The following is a 17,373-nucleotide window of genomic DNA, read 5'->3' as shown; positions in this document are numbered from 1 at the left end:
CCCTCTCGTCGCGCCGGTCACGCGGGTAATGCAGTGGCGCGTCGCCGTTACCTCACGCAATCCTAATTGATCGAGCGGGGCTGTTACGCGGCAATTTCCACGCCCTCACCGGGGCTTAAGCCTGATCGACTGCCGCATCCCACAGAGTGCGGGGCCGCTAACTGTCCGTCCACCCTGGGCAGCGTGACCGCGGCGTCACGCCGGCGGAGTGTCTTTTTCGTCGCGGTCGACGAATTCACGCGGCTTCATGCCCGATTGCATGAGTTCGGCTCGCCGCGCCTGGACATCGGACGCGGCACCGACCATGTTGGTCAGGATGTGGCTGACCTGAAGGTGCACCCGCATGCCCATCAATTCCCAGGCGCGCTTGACGTTGTTCTTCACCGCCATCAGCGTGGTCAACGGGATCTGGGCAATCTTGTGCGCCATCTCCTCGACCGTGGCCTCGAGATCGTCGCGCGGCACCACCCTGTTCAGCAGACCCCAGTCGAGGGCTTGTTGGGCGGACAGCGTCGGCGCCAGCAACAACCAGTCCATGGTGCGATGCCAGTTCATCAGTAACCACGGCTCAATCATGGTGTGCCCGCCCGGTTCTCCGAGACTTTGGGCAAGCGGCATCTGGAAATACGCGTCGTCGGACGCCACGCAGAAGTCGGTCAACAAGCCGAGATAGATTCCGCCCCCCATGCAATAGCCATGGATCTGGGAGATGGTCGGCTTAGGGAACTCCCACAAGTACAGCGTTGGCCACAGGAATAGGTCGGCGGTGCCTTTGTACAGATCCTCAAAGGTATTTCCGAAACCTGGGTAAGGGTTTTCCTCCGGACCCCAGCGGGCCACGTGGCCGCCGCAGAACCCCTTGCCATTCGCCTTGACGATGACGACTTTGATCTCGCTGTCGCGGTCCGCCTCGTGCAGGCAATTGTCGACTTCCGTGACGAGGACGGAATCCTTGGTATTCGCCTTGTCGATCCGATTCAGAATGATCCGCGCAATCGGCGGTTCGCGTTCGTAGATGATCGCTTCGAGGACGCGACGCTCCATCACCGGGACCTTACCCTGGCCGCAATTCAATTAGCGGTTGCGTGATCTTGAGGTGTGGAGTGAGCTGTATTGAGTGAGCAGTGGGCTGTGCCACGGCTTAGATTCCGACGACGACTGGAGCTGATATGGCAACTCCTCTGGACCGGGCGACCCAGCTCGACCTGGTGGCCAGGCTCAAGTCCTCCTACCCCGAACTCCCAGACGCGCCTACCCCCGATCTGATCGATCACGAGCGCTTTGCCGCCTACGTCAAAACCCCGCACGATGTCGGTGGCGAGCCGGATGCTCCGATCGAATTCGAGAACAAGCAGTACGAAGGCTGGGAAGAGAACACCTACGTGATGTGCGAGGTGCTTGGCATGCGCGGAATCTGGTTGTCGGAGGAACGACGCCGAATGGGCAATGTCGATCTCGGCCGCACGATCTATCTCGGACTCCCCTATTACGCGCGCTGGCTGCTGGCGGTGGTGCGCGTGCTGGTCGAGAAACATCACATCGGCGTGAGCGAATTAGCCGAACGTATGGCCGAGGTGAAGTCACGTTATGCGGGCGGAATGCAGGGAAAGCCGTTGGAGGCCAAGCCCAAGTTCGAAGGCGATCCGTCCGGGGTCGAGCGCAATGAACATCACCTGCATGCGGTTGGAAAGGGCGACCCGCAGATGTTCGCCGGGCAGGCCGGAGATCCGAAATTCAAGGTAGGCGACAAGGTGGTGGTGCGCGAACTTCCCGTCCTGCTTTACACGCGCACCCAGGAATACGTACGCGGCGCGACACGCGAAGTCGCGAAGGTGTCGTACGAAAGTCCCGCGGCCGAAGACGAGACGTGGGCCGGCCCTAACCAAAAAGTCGAATGGTTCTACATCGTTCGCTTCAACCTCGCGCAGCTGTGGCATGGCTACACCGGTCCCGCCAATGACACGCTGCAGACCGAGATTCCCGAGCGTTGGCTCGACGCGGCCGCCTACTCCGAGGGGACATCAGCATGAGCGCTCACGATCACGATCACGATCGCACCGCCGCACCAATGGTGGATGAGATCACCGACTTCGAAGTCCTCGAGATCGCACTTCGCGAATTATGCATAGAGAAAGGAATTTTCACCGCTGAGGATCACCGGCATTTCACCGAATTCGCCGAGCATATCGGCCCGACACCGGCTGCGCGGCTGGTGGCACGGGCGTGGCTCGATCCACAATTCAAGAAATTGGCCCTGTCCGATCCGCTCGCGGCCAGCAAGGAAGTCGGCGTGGATTGGCTGCAGCCGACCGGGTTCGGAACGCCGAGCGATTTCACCGCGTTTCACGTTCTCGAGGACACACCCACGTTGCATCACGTCATCGTGTGCACGCTCTGCTCATGCTATCCGCGTCCGATACTGGGCAATTCGCCCGAGTGGTACCGCACACCCAATTTCCGCCGACGCATCGTGCGCTGGCCGCGGCAGGTGCTCGCCGAGTTCGGGCTCTACCTACCCGAGGACGTCGAGATCCGGGTGGAGGACTCCAACCAGAAACACCGCTTCATGGTGATGCCCGTGCGTCCCGCAGGAACTGACGGCTGGACCGAGGATCAGCTGGTCGAAATCATCACGCGCGATTGCTTGATCGGCGTCGCGCTGCCCAAGGTCGGGGTGACGACGAACGCTGTCACCCAGACCCGGCCCGCCAATCATCCGGTCGGCGACTGATCGTCGGGACAGGCTGGTGAGCACCTCCGAACGGTCCCCGATCGCGCCGCTGGCGAAAATCGTTGAACGCAATCAGGTCTGGAGCCGGATGGCCCAGATGTACGGGGTCGCCAATCCGGTGCCGCCATGGCAGACCAGCCTCGACGGCATGTGCGATGCGCTCGATCAAAGCAGTTGCGGCCCAGAGGCACTCGGCTTTGTCGACCGGCGAAACGACGAGGACAAACTGTCCGCCACGGTCTATGCGGACCTGCCTTACCCGGAAAACCGGCTGGTGGCATTGGCGCACTCGCTGGTGGCGCGCGGCGTCATCGACGAGGCCGAATTAACCGAACGGCTGGCCGTGGTGAGGGCCAGGCTCCAATCCTGACTCCACCGCCGATTCCCCTGCTGGAAGCGGCTTTCCCGGCCTGTTTAGCCGTTCGGTTCCGCGTGCGCTAGACTTGCACCAACGTTGGCCGCTTCACCATGAATGCCAACAACGTCGTGGAACGCTTCCTCATCCCCCGGTGCCAGCCCAAAGCCAGCGCTTGACACCGAATCCAGATGATCCGTGCACCCGCACTAGCTTGTCTCGCGGCGATCGATATTGCCGACCGGCAATCTCGCCACCTTGTGCCGATGCCTACGCGACGTCTCGTCTGGGCCCCGGCACTAACGATGCCTGAAAGGCACCGAAAAGTGACTACCGACAAAACCTTTGCCGACCTCGGCGTGCGCAGAACAATTGTCAGCGCGCTCGCCGAGCGCGGGATCGCACATCCGTTTCCCATTCAGGTCGAGACGCTTCCGGATACGCTCGCGGGCCGAGACGTGCTGGGCCGCGGGAAAACAGGCAGCGGAAAGACCCTTGCCTTTTCCATTCCACTGGTCAGCCGCCTCGCCGAAGGCAACCGGCGCCCCTCGCGGCCATCGGGTTTGGTGCTCGCACCGACTCGTGAGCTGGCGACTCAGATCACCGCGACGCTCGAACCGTTAGCAGCGGCCTGTGGTTTGCGCGTTACCACGATCTTCGGTGGCGTTTCGCAAACCCGGCAGGTAGCTGCCCTCAAGTCCGGCGTCGACATCGTGGTGGCTTGTCCGGGCCGGCTCGAGGATCTGATGAAGCAACGGCTGATCAGCCTCGAGGCAGTGCAGATCACTGTCATCGACGAAGCCGATCACATGGCCGATCTCGGCTTTCTGCCCGGCGTCACCCGAATCCTGGCTGCTACCCCGAATGGTGGCCAGCGACTGCTGTTTTCGGCAACGCTGGACAACGGTGTCGACAAGCTCGTCACGCGGTTCCTCCGCGACGAGGTGCTGCACTCGGTCGACGGGGCGGACTCACCGGTATCCGAGATGACCCATCATGTGTTTCACGTCGCCAATGCGGAGGCCAAGAACGAACTTGTGCACCGGCTCGCTTCCGGCACCGGCCGCCGAATTCTGTTCATGCGCACCAAGCATCAAGCGCGCAAACTCGCCAAACAGCTCACCGAATCGGGAGTTCCGTCGGTCGACTTGCACGGCAATCTGTCTCAGCCCGCCCGCGAACGCAACCTGGCGATGTTCGCCTCGGGCGGCGCTCGCGTACTGGTGGCAACCGATATCGCCGCGCGGGGCGTGCACGTCGACGAGGTCGAACTTGTCGTGCACATCGACCCGCCCGCCGAGCACAAGTCCTATCTGCACCGCTCCGGGCGCACGGCTCGGGCCGGCAGCGCCGGTGACGTCGTCACCGTCGTGCTACCCGAACAGCGTCAAGACACCCAGGCGTTGATGCGCAAGGCCGGCATCAAGGTCGCTCCTCAGCAGGTGACCGCCACATCCGAGGCGGTGCAAGCGCTCGTCGGTGAGATCGCCCCCTACCAGGCGCCGGCGCCCGCCAATGGCGCATCGCGCACGCCCGCGCAGCACCGACCGAATGCGGGCGGGCAACGTCGTCGCCGGAACAACAATCGGTCACCGAGAAAGGCCACGGCTGCCCCCACCGAATCGGCGATATCGCACCGCTCCGCTACGCCGACCCGGCGGCTGGATCGTCGTCGCTCCAGCCGCGCGCAGGGAAGCGGCGGATAACTTCGCGGGCGTCAAGCTCGCGCCAGCAGCCACGCCTGCCCCCGGCCTTCGCCGGCGGCTATCACGGTTAATTCGGCGAATGCCGCGGCGAGCTCGCCGGGTGCGGCGCGAAACGGACTGGGTTCGGCGCCGACTTCGCTCAGTGCCGAAGCTGCCAGCAGCCCGCCCGGTGCCAAGCGCTCGATGAAGGCGTGGTCCAGGTGCGGGTCGCGGAACCGGTGGCAGACGATCACGTCAACGAGGGGCCCGTCCGGCAGTCCGTCGTCGAGATCCACGACGTCAAACCGGCATCGGTGCTCGACGCCGCTGTGCCGCGCCAGCTCCCGTGCTTGACCGACGGCCACCGCGGAGACGTCCAATCCGATGACGTCCAGCCCGCGCTGGGCCAACCAGACCGCGGCGAAGCCGCGGCCGCACGCGACGTCGAGAGCCCGCCCGGCGGTCGGGAAGGCATCCGCATAGTCGGCAAAGACGCCGGGTGCGCCAACCGCACCACTGAATGCCGGTGCCTTGCTGGTGTACCGCTCGTCCCAACGGCGCTGGTCCTCCCGGGTCACAGCCGTCACTCTACGAGTCGCGGGACGAGAACGACCAACCGGATTTTCTGGACATCTGTCTGTATTTGACGTCAGAGGTTTGGCCGCCGGCGTTGTGCCGCCATTGCCGATGACCTGACGACGAATGCTGTCGCTGCAGCAACGGCCCTTTTGGCGGGGATCGGGCGGTGTGGTTGGCTGCGCGCGTTCCGTTTCCTACACTGGACGAGTGTCTAGAGAAGCGATTCATCCTGCCGAAGCGGTGACCGGCACCGGCGGTTCCCGCCGGTCGGACCGCCGGCCGGGACAAACGATTCGCAAGGTTCTCGACGCCGGGCTGGAGGAACTGCGCGAATCGTCGTTCGCCAACCTGACGATGCGTGCGGTTGCGGCCCGGGCCGCAGTGTCGCCCGCGAGCGCCTACACGTACTTTCCGTCGAAAAGCGCGCTGGTGGCCGCGGTGTATCTGCGATTTCTGCGCGCATTGCCGCTGCACACCAATTTCAACGACACCACCAAGACCCGGGTGAGCGCGACGCTGCGGGACATGGCCGTGGCGGTGGCCGAAGAGCCCGAGCTCACCGCTGCCTGCGGAGCCGCGTTGATGGCCGACGATCCGGCCGTCCAGCCGCTGCGCGAACAGATCGGCGAAGAAGTGTCGAAGCGGATAGCGGCGGCGCTAGGTCCGGGATGGCCGCGTGCCGTCAAGTCCACCCTGCAAATGACGTTCGCCGGTGCGCTGATGACGGCGCGGTTCGTCAGCTACGAGGAGATCGCCGGGCAACTCGACGAGGCGGTCAACCTTATATTGGGGGCCTCGGTTGCCTGATAGTCCAACCGCACAAGTGAATTGGACTATTCAACCCCGCCGGCGGACACCGGCAAACCTCGAGGAGAGTCATGGGAGATCAACTCGGGCGGCGAGAAGATCTTCGCCGAGGAAGTAGAGGCCGCGATGGCCGAGCATCCCGGCAGCTACGACGTCGTCGTCACCGGACGGCCTTCGCAGCGCTGGGGCCAGGAGGTAGTCGCGATCGTTCAACTCGTCGAGGGCCGGGATCCCTCCGACGAGGAGCTGCTCGAAACGTGCCAACAGCACATCGCTCGATGCAAAATTGCCCAAGGCCATCATCCGCACGGCCACGGTCGGCGCTCGCCAGCCGGCAAGGCTGACTATCGGTGGGCCAAGCAGGTCGCAGCTGAAAATCTAGCCACCACAACGGGATCCGATTAGACTGCCGGCGTCAGCGACCGGGACGACTGGTCGGCACGCAAGAATCGGCCGAACCTCTGCTTGCCCAGCACCGGCGAGGCGTGGCCCGCACTGAATACCAGTTGCCCGGACACCAGCACGTTGCTGACGGTGTCGTCGTTGCGATTCACCATCCGCGAGAGCCCGCCATAGGATTCGACCGGATTCTCGGCATAGGCGTCGAGGGATTCGTCGAGCTTGTCGGGGTTGATCACCACGATGTCGGCGCGGTCGCCCTCGCGCAGTGTGCCTGCATCGATTCCGTACCAGGCACCGAGCTCGCCGGTGAGCCGGTGCACCGCACGCTCGATGGACAGGAACGCCATGCCCTGCTTCTCGGCATCGTGCACATGCCGCAGCAGTCGCAGCCCCGAGTTGTAGAACGCCATGTTGCGCAGGTGCGCGCCCGCGTCGGAGAACCCCATCTGAACATTCGGGCTCTGCGCCAGCTTCTTGAGCAACTCGGGCCGGTGGTTGGAGATCGTGGTCCGCCACCGCAGCGCCTCGCCATGCTCGAGCACCAGATCGAGGAAAGCGTCGACCGGGTGCAGGCCGCCGCGGTCGACTCCTACTTGCCCGAACGACTTACCGACGACCGATTCATCGGGGCAGGCCACGATGTCGGCGTCGAAGAAGTCACGGTGCCACACCCGTGGCCCGTATTTCTGGTCGTAGTCCTTGCGGAACTGCCGCCGATATCCCTCGTCGCGCATCAGCTCGTTGCGGGCCATCTCATCCTGTAGATGCAGGGCCGCGGCGCCGGAACCGAACTCCTCGAAGATGACCAGCGAAATCCCGTCGGCGTAGACCTCGAACGGCACCGGCAGATGCTGCCAACGGAAGTCACCACCGAGGGCGTTGACAATCCGCGCCAGCGCGTCCATCAAGTAGATTACCGGCGGTAAGGACTTGACATCAGCGGCCGACAGCAGGCTGGTCTTGAGGCGACGACGTCCTACCCCGAGTGACGTCGCCAGCTGGGAAACGATGGAGAGCGGATTCTTGATGTCGGGGCCGGACTGCAGAATCTTCTTGCGCCGCCGCAAGATCGCGTTCAAGCGGCGCAGTTCGCGTGGCGTGGCGTACGTCGACGGCAGAGTGCGCGAGCGGCAGATCTCGCCGTCAAGTTTGTCGAACAGCAGTTGCTGCGAAGACATCCCGACGAAACCCTCGTCCAGGGCCTCCTCCAGCATCGACTCCATCCGCGCGAGTTCCGTCGGCGACGGGCGAATGTCCTTGCGGGTCGCCCGGTCCAGTCCCATGGTGGCGGCCCGCATATCGGAGTGCCCGATGAAGGCCGCAATGTTGGGACCCAGGTTCAGCTCCTCGAGGGCGGCCACATATTCCTTCGGGTTGTTCCAGGAACGGGCTTCGTCGAGTTGCTCGATCACATAGCGCCGCGGAATCGCCTCGACCCGGCCGAAGATGTCGCCAGCGTCGACGTTTTCCAGGTACACCGTGGACAGCGAACAGGATCCCAACATCACGGTCGTGACGCCGTGTCGCAGTGATTCGGAAAGTGCTGGCTCACAGAGTGTTTCGATGTCGTAATGGGTGTGGATGTCGATTATCCCGGGAATCACCCAGTGCCCGGACGCGTCGATGATATCGGCGCCCGTCGTATCCAGCGGCCCGTCGGTGATGGTGGCGACCCGGCCGTCGCACACGCCGATGTTGCGAACAGCCGATGGCGCGCCCGTCCCGTCGAACCAGCGTCCGTTCATGATCACGGTGTCGTACTGCATATCCCGGGCCTCCTGATTTGCAGTGATCATACACACGTCAGATAGTGTCTCGTCGTGAGTCGAACCGACATCGGGGCGTTGATTTCAGGTCAGCCGCGCACATCAGCAACGATCGTCTAGCTGCGACGATATGATCGAGCCGTGATGACGACCGACGACACGTCTGCCACCCGCTAAGCATGCGCAGCCACGGTTGGGCAGGGAACACGCCCGCCTCCGACGAGGAGGCGATCGAGCGGATCCTGGATGCGGCGGACAAAATCATCGACGAGCGCGGATCGGCCATGCGAATCGCCGACGTCGCCCGCGCGTTGGGCGTGACCAGGCAGACCGTGTACCGATATTTCCCCGGAACCCAGGCTTTGCTGGTGGCCAGCGCGATGCGGTCGGCCGACGGCTTCCTCGACCATCTGGCGGCCCATCTCAAAGGCATAACCGACCCCGTCCTGGCGGTGACCGAAAGCTTCGCGTTCGCATTCGAACAGCTGGCCTCCGACAATCAGCTCGAGTTGGTGCTCAATCGGCGCCACCGCGGCGGTCAAACGATCTCCATCGTGTCGGACACCGCGCTAACCTTCGGCCGCTCAATGCTGCACCGCTTCGATATCGATTGGGAACAACATGGTTTCGACGATGCCGGCCTGGACGAGTTGAACGAGTTCACCCTTCGGCTGCTGCACTCGTTCCTGGCAGACCCCGGCCGGCCCCCGCGCAGCGGCACGGATCTTCGGCGCTACCTGATCCGTTGGATCGGACCCGCGATTGCCTACCCGCGAATCGCGGAGGCAATGGACCCGCTGCGCGTTTCCGAGCCACAGGTCCGTCGGCGACCATCGGCGGCGTCCTGATCCCGGACCATCGGCGCGAGGAGGAGCAGACGTGGTCGGACTGGCACAGATCGCCCTGGACAGCGCGCCCGTTTTCGGTGCCGCCATGCTCGCGATTGCGGCCGTGCAATTCCGAGGCACCGACTATCGGAAATTGATCCAGCAGGACATGGACCTGCTGGATCGCCTCCCGCCGGAGGCTACCGAAAGGCGCGACGCGCTGCGGCGCTCGATCGATGCCCGTGTCGACGACCTGGTCGATTCCGCAGACCGGAGCCGCGCATTGCGCAGGGCCGCGCTGTCGTACCAGGGGAACTGGCGCGATGTGGTGGTGTTGCTGTGCGCGGTGCTGTTTACGATCGTCTGGTGGGACGTCGACCACAGCAGAGGCAACTGGTTGGCGATGGCCATCTTGCTGGTCGTGTTGTGCGTTGTGACCGCCGCCTACGCATTCCGCGGCGTGCTGCGTGCCGGCAGCGCGTTTCTGCGCAGGCGACACGTTGGTGGACCAGCGGCACCAAAGTAGTTGAGCCACAACGAAATGGCGCGTAGTGGTCAATGCGGATATATTGAGCAAGCGCGCGTGGTGAAAATGTGACAAAATTCAACACGTGAAGGCGTACGCCCTCCCTGTTTTATTCTGTGCCGCTGCAACGTTCGCCTGGACGCTGCTGATCGTCCCCGCTCCCTCCGGCGCTGCCGAACCGTGCCCCGACGTCGAAGTTGTGTTCGCTCGAGGGACCGACGAGGCGCCCGGAGTGGGCGATGTCGGTGCGAGTTTCGTCGACTCGCTGCGTGCACATGTCGGCGCAAAGTCTGTCGGGGTGTATCCGGTGAACTATCCGGCGAGTATGGACTTTCCCAGAGCCGTCGACGGGATCACCGACGCGGGTGCTCACATTCAACAGATGGCAACGAGCTGCCCCAAATCGATGATGGTGCTTGGCGGTTACTCTCAGGGAGCGGCCGTGATGGGCTTCGTCACCGCCAACCAGGTGCCGGACGGGACGAGTCTGGGGCAGGGCCTGCAGCCGATGCCCGTCGACGTTGCTAACCACGTCGCCGCGGTCGTACTGTTCGGGAAACCGTCGACCCAGTTCATGAACCTGATCAATCAGCCCTCCGTCACGGTCGGTCCCCTGTACGCGGCCAAGACGATCGAGCTGTGCGCGCCCAACGACCCGATCTGTGCGGGTTCGGGAGATTTCTCCGCGCATCGGCAGTACCAGCAGGCCGGAATGATCGATCAGGCTGCGGATTTCACCGCCAATCGCATCGCCGAGACAATTCCACCGGGCGGCACATCTCCGACGTCGGGACCGACTCATCCACCGGCGCCGGTGCATTCACCCTCACCGTCACCGACGCCCGCACCGATCGCGTCGCACCACCCGGGACCACCCCCGGGGCCGGCAGCGTAAGTGGTCGAGTGGCAGATCGGCAGCCTTCACCAGATGAGGACGTCGGGTCCGCGGACTTCGATGTCGCAGATCGATTGGCGATCATCAATTTGTTGGGCGCCTACGCTCACAGCTACGACCAAAACCGGCTGGACGAGTTTCGTGCGCTGTTCACCGAGGCGCCGCAGCTCGGCCTGCTGCACGAGGGTACCGAGCTATCGCAGGACATCGATACGGTCATGAGTCTGCTCGCGGTCCGGAAAGCGAAATTCAAGGCCGAGAACAACCAGCGCCGTCATGCGTTGAACTCGTTTTGGTTTTCCAGCCAGGGCCCCACCAACGCGACTGGGCACTGCTATGTGCAGGTCTTCGCGATCAAGGAAGGTGGTCCTCCCATCCCCGACCTCACCGGTCGATACGAATTCACCGCGGTCAAGCAGCACGGGGTGTGGCGATTCAGCCGCTGGGTCGTGGCGATGGACCAGGCACAACTGGCCGAGTAAATACGCTCGGCCGCTGAATGATTCGCTCAGTAGCGGGGTGCCGCCTCGAGCACCTCGACAGCCGCGTCGATGTTGGGAATGATCGTGGGACCGTAGCTACCCACCACTTGCGCGAGCGCGCGGACGATATGCGCGCCGACAGCGCCCGCGGGGAGCACCTCCTCCGCCAGGACGATGCCATTGACCACGTGGCCGGTGCTCAAGCGGCCATCGGCAGTGACCTCGTAGCGCCAGTCGCCGATCTGCACCCGCTCGGGCGCAGACCGGAAAAGGCCGCGGCGCGCCGGGGTCAGGATGACGCCCGGGACCCCGCAGAACACTCTGACGACTTGCCCAACTCCCCCGGGCCCGGCCAAGGCGGCACCGATGGCGAGACTGGCTCGCTGATGGTCGAAGCTGGTCATCCATCACTCATCGGAAGCACAAACGATGGTGTGATGGTTTGCGGTTCGCCGACGCGGCGCACGGCGGTGCCGGCCACGTAGAACTCGACGGTGTGATGTCCCCACGCGTAGTTCGAGATGGCGAAATGCACGCCGACGATGCCGTTTGCGCCATCCCGCTCGGCCTCGGCCTGCATGCGGGACATCGCGAGTTCCCGGGATTGGTAGCTGCCCTGCGTCCACTGCGGCATCTCGGCGTTGCGGCCCACCTGACTGAGGGTCCGCAGAAAGCCTTGCACGGCAATGTGAAACACGCAGTTGCCCATCACGAAGGCGACCGGGGCGAACCCGGAGCGCAGCAGCGTGGTCAAATCCTGGCCGGTCAGGTGACTCGAGAAAGCCTGCCCGTTCGGGCGTCGAAAGGCTCCCGGCTTCTCGGTGTAGCGCACGGCGGTTCCAACCGCGATGAACTCGAGGTGCTCGCCTTCGCCCTGATGGCGCCAATCGAGCCGAACGCCGACCACTCCGTCGGCACCGAGCGCGTCGGCCTCGGCCTGCATCCGCGACATCGCGTTCCAGCGCGCCCGGTAGGTCGCGTCGGTCAGTACGGGCAGCTCCGATTGCTGCCGGATCCCGGTGAACTGGTAGCCGACGTGATAGACCGACACCCCCATCACAAGCTCTATCGGCTCGAATCCGGCCCCGTGCAGCAGTGCGAATTCATTGATCGAAAGGTCGGACGTGAATATCTTCCCGGCGTGCGAGAGACGTTCGCTGGCGACGGGATCGAGCGAGTTCGGTTGCATTGTCAAAGACCCTCCTGCGGTTCGCAGCCAGCGTAGGCCGCGGGGCCTAGGAACACATGCATAACGTGCAAGGAGCGGCCTGAAGTTAGCGACAGGTACGTGACTGTGTGCTCTGGACGCCGCGGCCCGGCGTGTCACCACCCTGGGTGCACAGTGAAAACCGTGAACTCACAGCGAGCCCCGTCACGCATCCGGCGGGTAGCTGTCTTGCGGCTTAGTGTTGCTGCACTCCAGCAGCTCCTTGAGGGCATCGGGAAACGCGTCGGCCACGCCCCACAGGTCAGGCAACAGGTCGGGACAGGCGATCAACCCGATCCCGAGTTCGCCGTTGAGCGACATCACGGTGATGTTGAGTCCGGCGTCGCCGATGATCGGCCCGAGCGGGTACATCGCGTCGACCCGGCAGCCCAGGAAATACAACTGATCCTGCGGCCCCGGGACGTTCGACAGGATCAGGTTGTAGGCGCTGCGGTTGATCGGAATGCGTGGCAGCAGTCGCATCGCCGCGCCGAACGTCGTCGGCCCACCGAACTGCGTCCAGTCGTGCAGCAGCGTGGGGCCCAGGGCCGCGGTGTGCTCTTTGGCGGCGCTGTTTCCCGCGGCGATCGCGCGGATACGTTCGGCGGGATCGCTGATTTGGCTTTCCACCCGGCAGAACATCCACGTCGTCTGGTTGCGCCCAGGACGATCGGACTTACCGCGCACCGACACCGGCACGGTGGCCACCAGCGGGTTTTCGGGCAGCTCGCCGCGCTCGAGTAGGAATCGCCGTAATACGCCGGCGCACAGCGCCACCACCACGTCGTTGACGGTGACCCCGAAGCGTTCCTTGACTCGCTTGACGTCGCGCATATCCAGCTGGGTATAGGCGATGTTGCGATACCGGGTGACGGAGCCGTTCAACACCGACGATGGCGCCGAAAACGGTGCTGCCATGGTGCGGCCCTCGCGTGCTCGCAGCACCGTCTGCATCAACGTCAGCGCCGTCGTGGGCAGCACAGTCGCCAATCGCAACGGACGGCGGGCAAATCCGAGCAGTCCGCTCACCACGATCTGCAAAGGGTTAGCGCCGCCCGCACCCTCGACGGCTCGCGGGGCCGGCGCATCGGCCTGCATGCTGCACAGGTGAGCCAGCAGGTTGGCGCCCGCAACGCCATCGACCAGCGCGTGATGGATCTTGAGCATCACGACAATCGAGTCATTGTCCGCGCCGCCCTGCAGCACCCACATCTCCCACAGCGGTCGATCACGGTCGAGTGGCAGCCCCGCGACGTATCCACAGATCTCGGCCAGCTCGCGACGACCCCCGGGCGCCGGCACGCCGACATGCTGCAGATGACGTTCCAGCTGGAAGTTCTCGTCGTCCACCCACACCGGGTGATCCAGGTTCAGCTGGTTGTCGGCGAGCTTCATCCGGAATTCCGGCACCGCGGCGACGCTGCGCGCCAACGCCGCGCGAAACCCCCCGTATGTGTAGCCCTCCGGCATCGTCGACGTGTCCAGCTCCGACACGCAGCACACGTTCAACGGTTGTGTCGGCGTCTCCAAGTAGAGGAAAACGCATCAAGCCCGCTCAGTCGTTCCATAGCCGCCCGCTCGACTAGTGACGTCCTAAACCCCCGGCGCCTAGGAGTCTAGGTAGCTGACCAATGGTCAGCTACACCCCGAGAAGGCGAACTCGGTTAAATTTTGAAGACATACCGCCGCGGTATTGAACGATCGTTGGATGTTTCTTCGATCCCCGCGCCGTCGGCCTCAGCTGGCTGAACCGAGCACCGCCGGGTCTCGTATTACGAGATATCAGCATCCTGGCCGCCGTATCCAGGAAGCGGCCGGCTAGCGCTGATCACGTGCGGAATCGCAGGAGGATCATGTTCAGACGAGCCGAAATCGCCGATGGTCCCAAGCACAAGCTGCTGACGATCGAATTGTGTGATGTGGTCCGCGAATACCAGATCGGCGGACAAACCGTACGTGCGCTCGACCAGATCAGCCTGCGGCTCGAGGGCGGGCAGTTCGTGTCGATGGTCGGGCCTTCCGGCGCGGGAAAGAGCACCCTGCTGCATTTGCTCGGTGCGCTGGACTCCCCCGATTCCGGATCGATCGAATTCGACGGCGACGAAATCGGCCGCCTCAACGACGCACAGCAGTCGCAGTTTCGCCATCATCGCGTCGGCTTCATCTTTCAGTTCTTCAACCTGTTGCCGACCCTGTCGGCGTGGGAGAACGTCGCGGTCCCGAAACTACTTGACGGCGTGCGGCTGGGCAAAGCCAAACCGGATGCGATTCGGCTGCTGGAACGAGTCGGCCTCGGGCACCGGACCGAGCACCGGCCCGCGGAACTGTCGGGCGGTCAGATGCAGCGCGTGGCCGTAGCGCGCGCATTGATGATGGATCCACCGTTGATCCTGGCCGACGAGCCCACCGGAAACCTCGACTCCAGTACGGGCGCTTCGATATTGACGCTGCTCGGCGAAGTCGCGCACGAGGCCGGACGCGGCCGGCTAGTGGTAATGGTGACCCACAACCCCGAGGCCGCGGAGGCAACCGACCGGGTGGTCATGCTGGCCGACGGGCGGATTGTTTCCAACGAACGATCGGCGGCCCTGGTGTGAGACGGGCTTCCGCGATCGGAGCCACCGCGAGCCGGCTGCGTGTGTTTAGCCTGCGTGAGCTCGCCATGCACCGGCGGCGCACGATCGCATCCATTGCGGTAATGGCGGTCTCCGCAATGTATTTGGTGGCGATATTCGGGATCTTCGGGTCGATCACCGGATCGGTCAATCGCCTCAGCGATGGAATCGCCGGCGTCGCCTCGCTGGAGGTCTCCGGCATCACCGACGCGGGATTTCCCGACACCATCGCCGCCGACGTCGCCGCGGTTCCCGGGGTGGCGACCGCCGCACCCATGATCCGCACGCCGGTGTCCACCTCGTCGGGCCCGGTTCTGCTGTTCGGCGCCGACGAACGCCTCGCGGCGCTCGGCGGTGCGCTCAAGGACGCGTTGAAAAGCGGTGCGCCAGAACAACTGGCGAATCCATCTGGACCCGCGAACGGGGTCCGGATCGGGCCGGGTATCGGTCGTGCCAAGGGTGAGACGTTCCAGCTCGGCTCGGATTCGGTCACGGTGACCGAAGTGCTCGCCGGAAAAGAGGTTTCGGCTCTCAACGGCGGGCACTATGTCCTTGCGCCACTTGCGTTCGCGCAGAACATCACCGGGCGACAGGGCCAGCTCGACTCGATCCTGATCACGATCAAACCCGGTGCGGATCTGAGCCAGGTCCGCACCGCGGTCAGTGCGGCGGTGAACGGCCGCGCCATCGTCGCCGACCCGAGTATGCGGGCTACCCGGGCCGGCGACGGTGTCAAGCTGATGAACTACATGGCCCTGATGGGTGCGATGGTGGCGTTGATGGTCGGCGCCTTCCTGATCTACACCACGATGACCATGGCGATTACCCAGCGCCGGCCGGTCATCTCGCTGCTGCGCGCGCTCGGCGGCCGGCGCGCGGTCATCGTCCGCGACATGCTTGCGGAAGCGGCAATCCTCGGGGTGATCGGCGGCGGGATCGGATCGGCACTCGGAATTCTGCTGGGCCGCAGCGCGATTAGCCAATTGCCACCGGCCATGACGCAAGGCCTCGAAGCCCGCATCGAATTCTGGCTACCCAGCTACGCGATACCGATCGCCATCGTGACGACTGCACTCACCAGCGTGGTCGCCTCGGCGATGGCGGCACGCCAGGTGTACAAGGTGGCTCCGATCGAGGCGTTGGCACCCGTCGGAGTGTCAGCCGCGGACCACGTTCCGCGCTGGCTACGGGTCGGGTGTGGACTCGGGGCGATTCTGGTCTTCGCGGTATCGATCGCAGTCGTCATCACGCAGCGCGGCGTCCTGGCGTTCATCGCGATGTCAGCCATCTTCTCCGCGGAGATCGCACTTGGTTTCGCACTCACCATGCCCATCGTCAACGCCGCGGCCGCCACTGCGCGAATATTCGGAACCGTCGGCGCCCTTGCCGCGGCGACGATTGAGCGCGCGCCACGACGGGTGTGGGCGACGGTGATGACGGTGGTCATCGCGGTCATCACGACCGTCACGATTACCGGCACAAACAACGATATGATCCGATCCGCGCGTGGCATCTTCACATCGGTGGTGGACACCCCCGTGTGGGTGAGCGCGAATCCGCCTGACACCTACCCCACTGACGCTCTCCCGCAACGGCTTTCCGACAAGCTGGCCGGCGTACCGGGAGTTGGGCATGTCACCGAGGGCGCGTTCGGGTTCGCCGAGGTCGGGGGCACGCGGGTGATGCTCGACGGATTCTCCGCCGGGACCGCGGACCCGCTATACCGGGCACTTGGCCAACAGGTGCGCGACGACGTGCTGGCCGGGCGGGGCGTGGTGCTCTCGCAGAACCTCGGCAAGACCCTGCACGTTCGGGTCGGAGACCAACTCCGCATGCAAACGCCGCACGGTGTGCGGCAGGCGACGGTGCTGGCCCTGGTGCCCTATTTCTCGACGGTCATCGGCACGCTGGGTCTGGGTCTGGATCAGATGCGGGCGTGGTTCGACCGTCCGGTGACGACGACCCTGCAGATCGCCGCGGCCCCGGGCGTGGATTCGCGTCGGTTGCTGACCGACGTCCGTGCGGCGGTGCCCACCCCGAACTACGTCTATGACGGCAACGCCGAGCTGGCCGGGCTCGAAGCGCCGATGCACCAGAGCATGTTCATCGCCAACGCCGTCTGGATCATCGTCGTCCTGGTCGCCGCCGTCGCGCTGCTCAACACCTTGACACTGTCCGTGCTGGAACGCCGCCGCGAAATAGGGGTGCTGCGCGCGATGGGCTCCAGCCGCCGGTTCACCCTGCGGATGGTGCTGGCCGAGGCGGCCGGAATCGGGTTCGTGGGCGGACTTTTGGGGTTGACGTTCGGGTGCGTCGACCAGTGGCTGTTCAGCCTGGTCAGCGGCGACATGATGAATTTCCACGTCAGCTTCCACCCCAGCTGGATGGCGCTTGCCTTCACCCTCGGCGCGCTGGCGATCAGCCTGCTCGGCTCAGTGCCGCCGGCTCGCCGCGCGGCACGACTGAACATCATCGAAGCCGTCGGGGTCGAGTAAG

At 64.3% G+C, this 17,373-nt stretch carries 16 protein-coding genes and 2 pseudogenes; 12 read left to right on the top strand and 6 right to left on the bottom strand.

The features are described from left to right. Window positions 1-195 precede the first annotated feature (195 nt). On the bottom strand, window positions 196-1,044 hold the full coding sequence (locus H7K34_RS26445; protein ID WP_264065011.1) for an enoyl-CoA hydratase-related protein: 849 nt from the start codon (window positions 1,042-1,044) through the stop codon (window positions 196-198). 125 nt (window positions 1,045-1,169) lie between these two features. Between H7K34_RS26445 and H7K34_RS26440 the strand changes: the two genes are divergently transcribed. The 4 genes from H7K34_RS26440 to H7K34_RS26425 all read left to right on the top strand — a co-directional run bounded on the left by H7K34_RS26440 (window position 1,170) and on the right by H7K34_RS26425 (window position 4,792). Further along, window positions 1,170-2,030: a nitrile hydratase subunit beta gene (locus H7K34_RS26440; RefSeq protein ID WP_264065010.1), complete on the top strand. Its 861-nt coding sequence runs from the start codon at window positions 1,170-1,172 to the stop codon at window positions 2,028-2,030. Continuing rightward, window positions 2,027-2,731: a thiocyanate hydrolase subunit gamma gene (scnC, locus tag H7K34_RS26435; protein WP_264065009.1), complete on the top strand. Its 705-nt coding sequence runs from the start codon at window positions 2,027-2,029 to the stop codon at window positions 2,729-2,731. Before H7K34_RS26440 ends, scnC begins: the two co-directional genes overlap by 4 nt. Window positions 2,732-2,819: 88 nt before the next feature. Then, the gene (locus H7K34_RS26430) at window positions 2,820-3,101 is read left to right on the top strand and encodes a nitrile hydratase subunit beta (RefSeq protein WP_235616831.1); all 282 of its coding nucleotides are present in this window, start codon (window positions 2,820-2,822) and stop codon (window positions 3,099-3,101) included. A 311-nt stretch (window positions 3,102-3,412) separates the two neighbouring features. After that, window positions 3,413-4,792: a DEAD/DEAH box helicase gene (locus H7K34_RS26425; protein ID WP_264065008.1), complete on the top strand. Its 1,380-nt coding sequence runs from the start codon at window positions 3,413-3,415 to the stop codon at window positions 4,790-4,792. Window positions 4,793-4,803: 11 nt separating this feature from the next. On the opposite strand, the gene H7K34_RS26420 is transcribed toward H7K34_RS26425, so the two are convergent. Further along, the gene (locus H7K34_RS26420) at window positions 4,804-5,349 is read right to left on the bottom strand and encodes a class I SAM-dependent methyltransferase (protein ID WP_264065007.1); all 546 of its coding nucleotides are present in this window, start codon (window positions 5,347-5,349) and stop codon (window positions 4,804-4,806) included. Window positions 5,350-5,557: 208 nt separating this feature from the next. Here H7K34_RS26420 and H7K34_RS26415 point away from each other — a divergent pair, with 208 nt between their 5' ends. Together H7K34_RS26415 and H7K34_RS26410 are read left to right on the top strand one after the other, a co-directional pair. After that, window positions 5,558-6,157, top strand: a complete 600-nt coding sequence (locus tag H7K34_RS26415; protein WP_264065006.1) for a TetR/AcrR family transcriptional regulator — start codon at window positions 5,558-5,560, stop codon at window positions 6,155-6,157. Between the two features lie 21 nt (window positions 6,158-6,178). Continuing rightward, complete coding sequence (locus H7K34_RS26410) at window positions 6,179-6,562, top strand: AMP-binding enzyme (RefSeq protein ID WP_372510883.1); 384 nt, start codon at window positions 6,179-6,181, stop codon at window positions 6,560-6,562. Here H7K34_RS26410 and H7K34_RS26405 read toward each other — a convergent pair. Beyond that, window positions 6,559-8,325, bottom strand: coding sequence for an N-acyl-D-amino-acid deacylase family protein (locus H7K34_RS26405; RefSeq protein ID WP_264065049.1), 1,767 nt, complete (start codon window positions 8,323-8,325; stop codon window positions 6,559-6,561). The genes H7K34_RS26410 and H7K34_RS26405 overlap by 4 nt on opposite strands. 179 nt (window positions 8,326-8,504) lie before the next feature. On the opposite strand from H7K34_RS26405, the gene H7K34_RS26400 reads away from it, so the two are divergent. From H7K34_RS26400 to H7K34_RS26385, 4 genes and pseudogenes are all read left to right on the top strand, one after another. Then, window positions 8,505-9,173: a TetR/AcrR family transcriptional regulator gene (locus H7K34_RS26400; RefSeq protein ID WP_264065005.1), complete on the top strand. Its 669-nt coding sequence runs from the start codon at window positions 8,505-8,507 to the stop codon at window positions 9,171-9,173. A gap of 85 nt (window positions 9,174-9,258) precedes the next feature. Then, window positions 9,259-9,678, top strand: coding sequence for a hypothetical protein (locus H7K34_RS26395; RefSeq protein WP_264065048.1), 420 nt, complete (start codon window positions 9,259-9,261; stop codon window positions 9,676-9,678). Window positions 9,679-9,763: 85 nt separating this feature from the next. Further along, a pseudogene (locus H7K34_RS26390) lies at window positions 9,764-10,429 on the top strand (cutinase family protein); the annotation flags it as partial. 152 nt (window positions 10,430-10,581) lie between these two features. Next, window positions 10,582-11,055, top strand: coding sequence for a nuclear transport factor 2 family protein (locus H7K34_RS26385; protein ID WP_264065004.1), 474 nt, complete (start codon window positions 10,582-10,584; stop codon window positions 11,053-11,055). Window positions 11,056-11,081: 26 nt separating this feature from the next. Here H7K34_RS26385 and H7K34_RS26380 read toward each other — a convergent pair whose 3' ends face one another. The 3 genes and pseudogenes from H7K34_RS26380 to H7K34_RS26370 all read right to left on the bottom strand — a co-directional run bounded on the left by H7K34_RS26380 (window position 11,082) and on the right by H7K34_RS26370 (window position 13,830). Then, on the bottom strand, window positions 11,082-11,459 hold the full coding sequence (locus H7K34_RS26380; protein WP_108923304.1) for a DUF5073 family protein: 378 nt from the start codon (window positions 11,457-11,459) through the stop codon (window positions 11,082-11,084). After that, complete coding sequence (locus tag H7K34_RS26375) at window positions 11,456-12,244, bottom strand: heavy metal-binding domain-containing protein (RefSeq protein ID WP_108923302.1); 789 nt, start codon at window positions 12,242-12,244, stop codon at window positions 11,456-11,458. Before H7K34_RS26375 ends, H7K34_RS26380 begins: the two co-directional genes overlap by 4 nt. A gap of 183 nt (window positions 12,245-12,427) precedes the next feature. Next, window positions 12,428-13,830: pseudogene (locus H7K34_RS26370) on the bottom strand (WS/DGAT/MGAT family O-acyltransferase). Between the two features lie 330 nt (window positions 13,831-14,160). Here H7K34_RS26370 and H7K34_RS26365 point away from each other — a divergent pair. Further along, complete coding sequence (locus H7K34_RS26365) at window positions 14,161-14,859, top strand: ABC transporter ATP-binding protein (protein ID WP_108924327.1); 699 nt, start codon at window positions 14,161-14,163, stop codon at window positions 14,857-14,859. A 65-nt stretch (window positions 14,860-14,924) separates the two neighbouring features. After that, complete coding sequence (locus H7K34_RS26360; RefSeq protein ID WP_264065047.1) at window positions 14,925-17,372, top strand: FtsX-like permease family protein; 2,448 nt, start codon at window positions 14,925-14,927, stop codon at window positions 17,370-17,372. Window position 17,373: the final 1 nt, after the last annotated feature.

This window comes from Mycobacterium montefiorense, assembly GCF_025823255.1.
Taxonomy (GTDB): Bacteria; Actinomycetota; Actinomycetes; order Mycobacteriales; family Mycobacteriaceae; genus Mycobacterium; species Mycobacterium montefiorense.
The sequence above is the reverse complement of the archived record's forward strand: the minus strand, read 5'-3'. Positions and strand labels throughout refer to the sequence as shown.

Coding starts and splice junctions, on each gene's coding strand:
- H7K34_RS26445 (WP_264065011.1), bottom strand. CDS start 1,044: ATGGAGCGTCGCGTCCTCGAAGCGATCATCTACGAACGCGAACCGCCG.
- H7K34_RS26440 (WP_264065010.1), top strand. CDS start 1,170: ATGGCAACTCCTCTGGACCGGGCGACCCAGCTCGACCTGGTGGCCAGG.
- scnC (WP_264065009.1), top strand. CDS start 2,027: ATGAGCGCTCACGATCACGATCACGATCGCACCGCCGCACCAATGGTG.
- H7K34_RS26430 (WP_235616831.1), top strand. CDS start 2,820: ATGGCCCAGATGTACGGGGTCGCCAATCCGGTGCCGCCATGGCAGACC.
- H7K34_RS26405 (WP_264065049.1), bottom strand. CDS start 8,325: ATGCAGTACGACACCGTGATCATGAACGGACGCTGGTTCGACGGGACG.
- H7K34_RS26400 (WP_264065005.1), top strand. CDS start 8,505: ATGCGCAGCCACGGTTGGGCAGGGAACACGCCCGCCTCCGACGAGGAG.
- H7K34_RS26395 (WP_264065048.1), top strand. CDS start 9,259: ATGCTCGCGATTGCGGCCGTGCAATTCCGAGGCACCGACTATCGGAAA.
- H7K34_RS26380 (WP_108923304.1), bottom strand. CDS start 11,459: ATGACCAGCTTCGACCATCAGCGAGCCAGTCTCGCCATCGGTGCCGCC.
- H7K34_RS26375 (WP_108923302.1), bottom strand. CDS start 12,244: ATGCAACCGAACTCGCTCGATCCCGTCGCCAGCGAACGTCTCTCGCAC.
- H7K34_RS26360 (WP_264065047.1), top strand. CDS start 14,925: ATGCACCGGCGGCGCACGATCGCATCCATTGCGGTAATGGCGGTCTCC.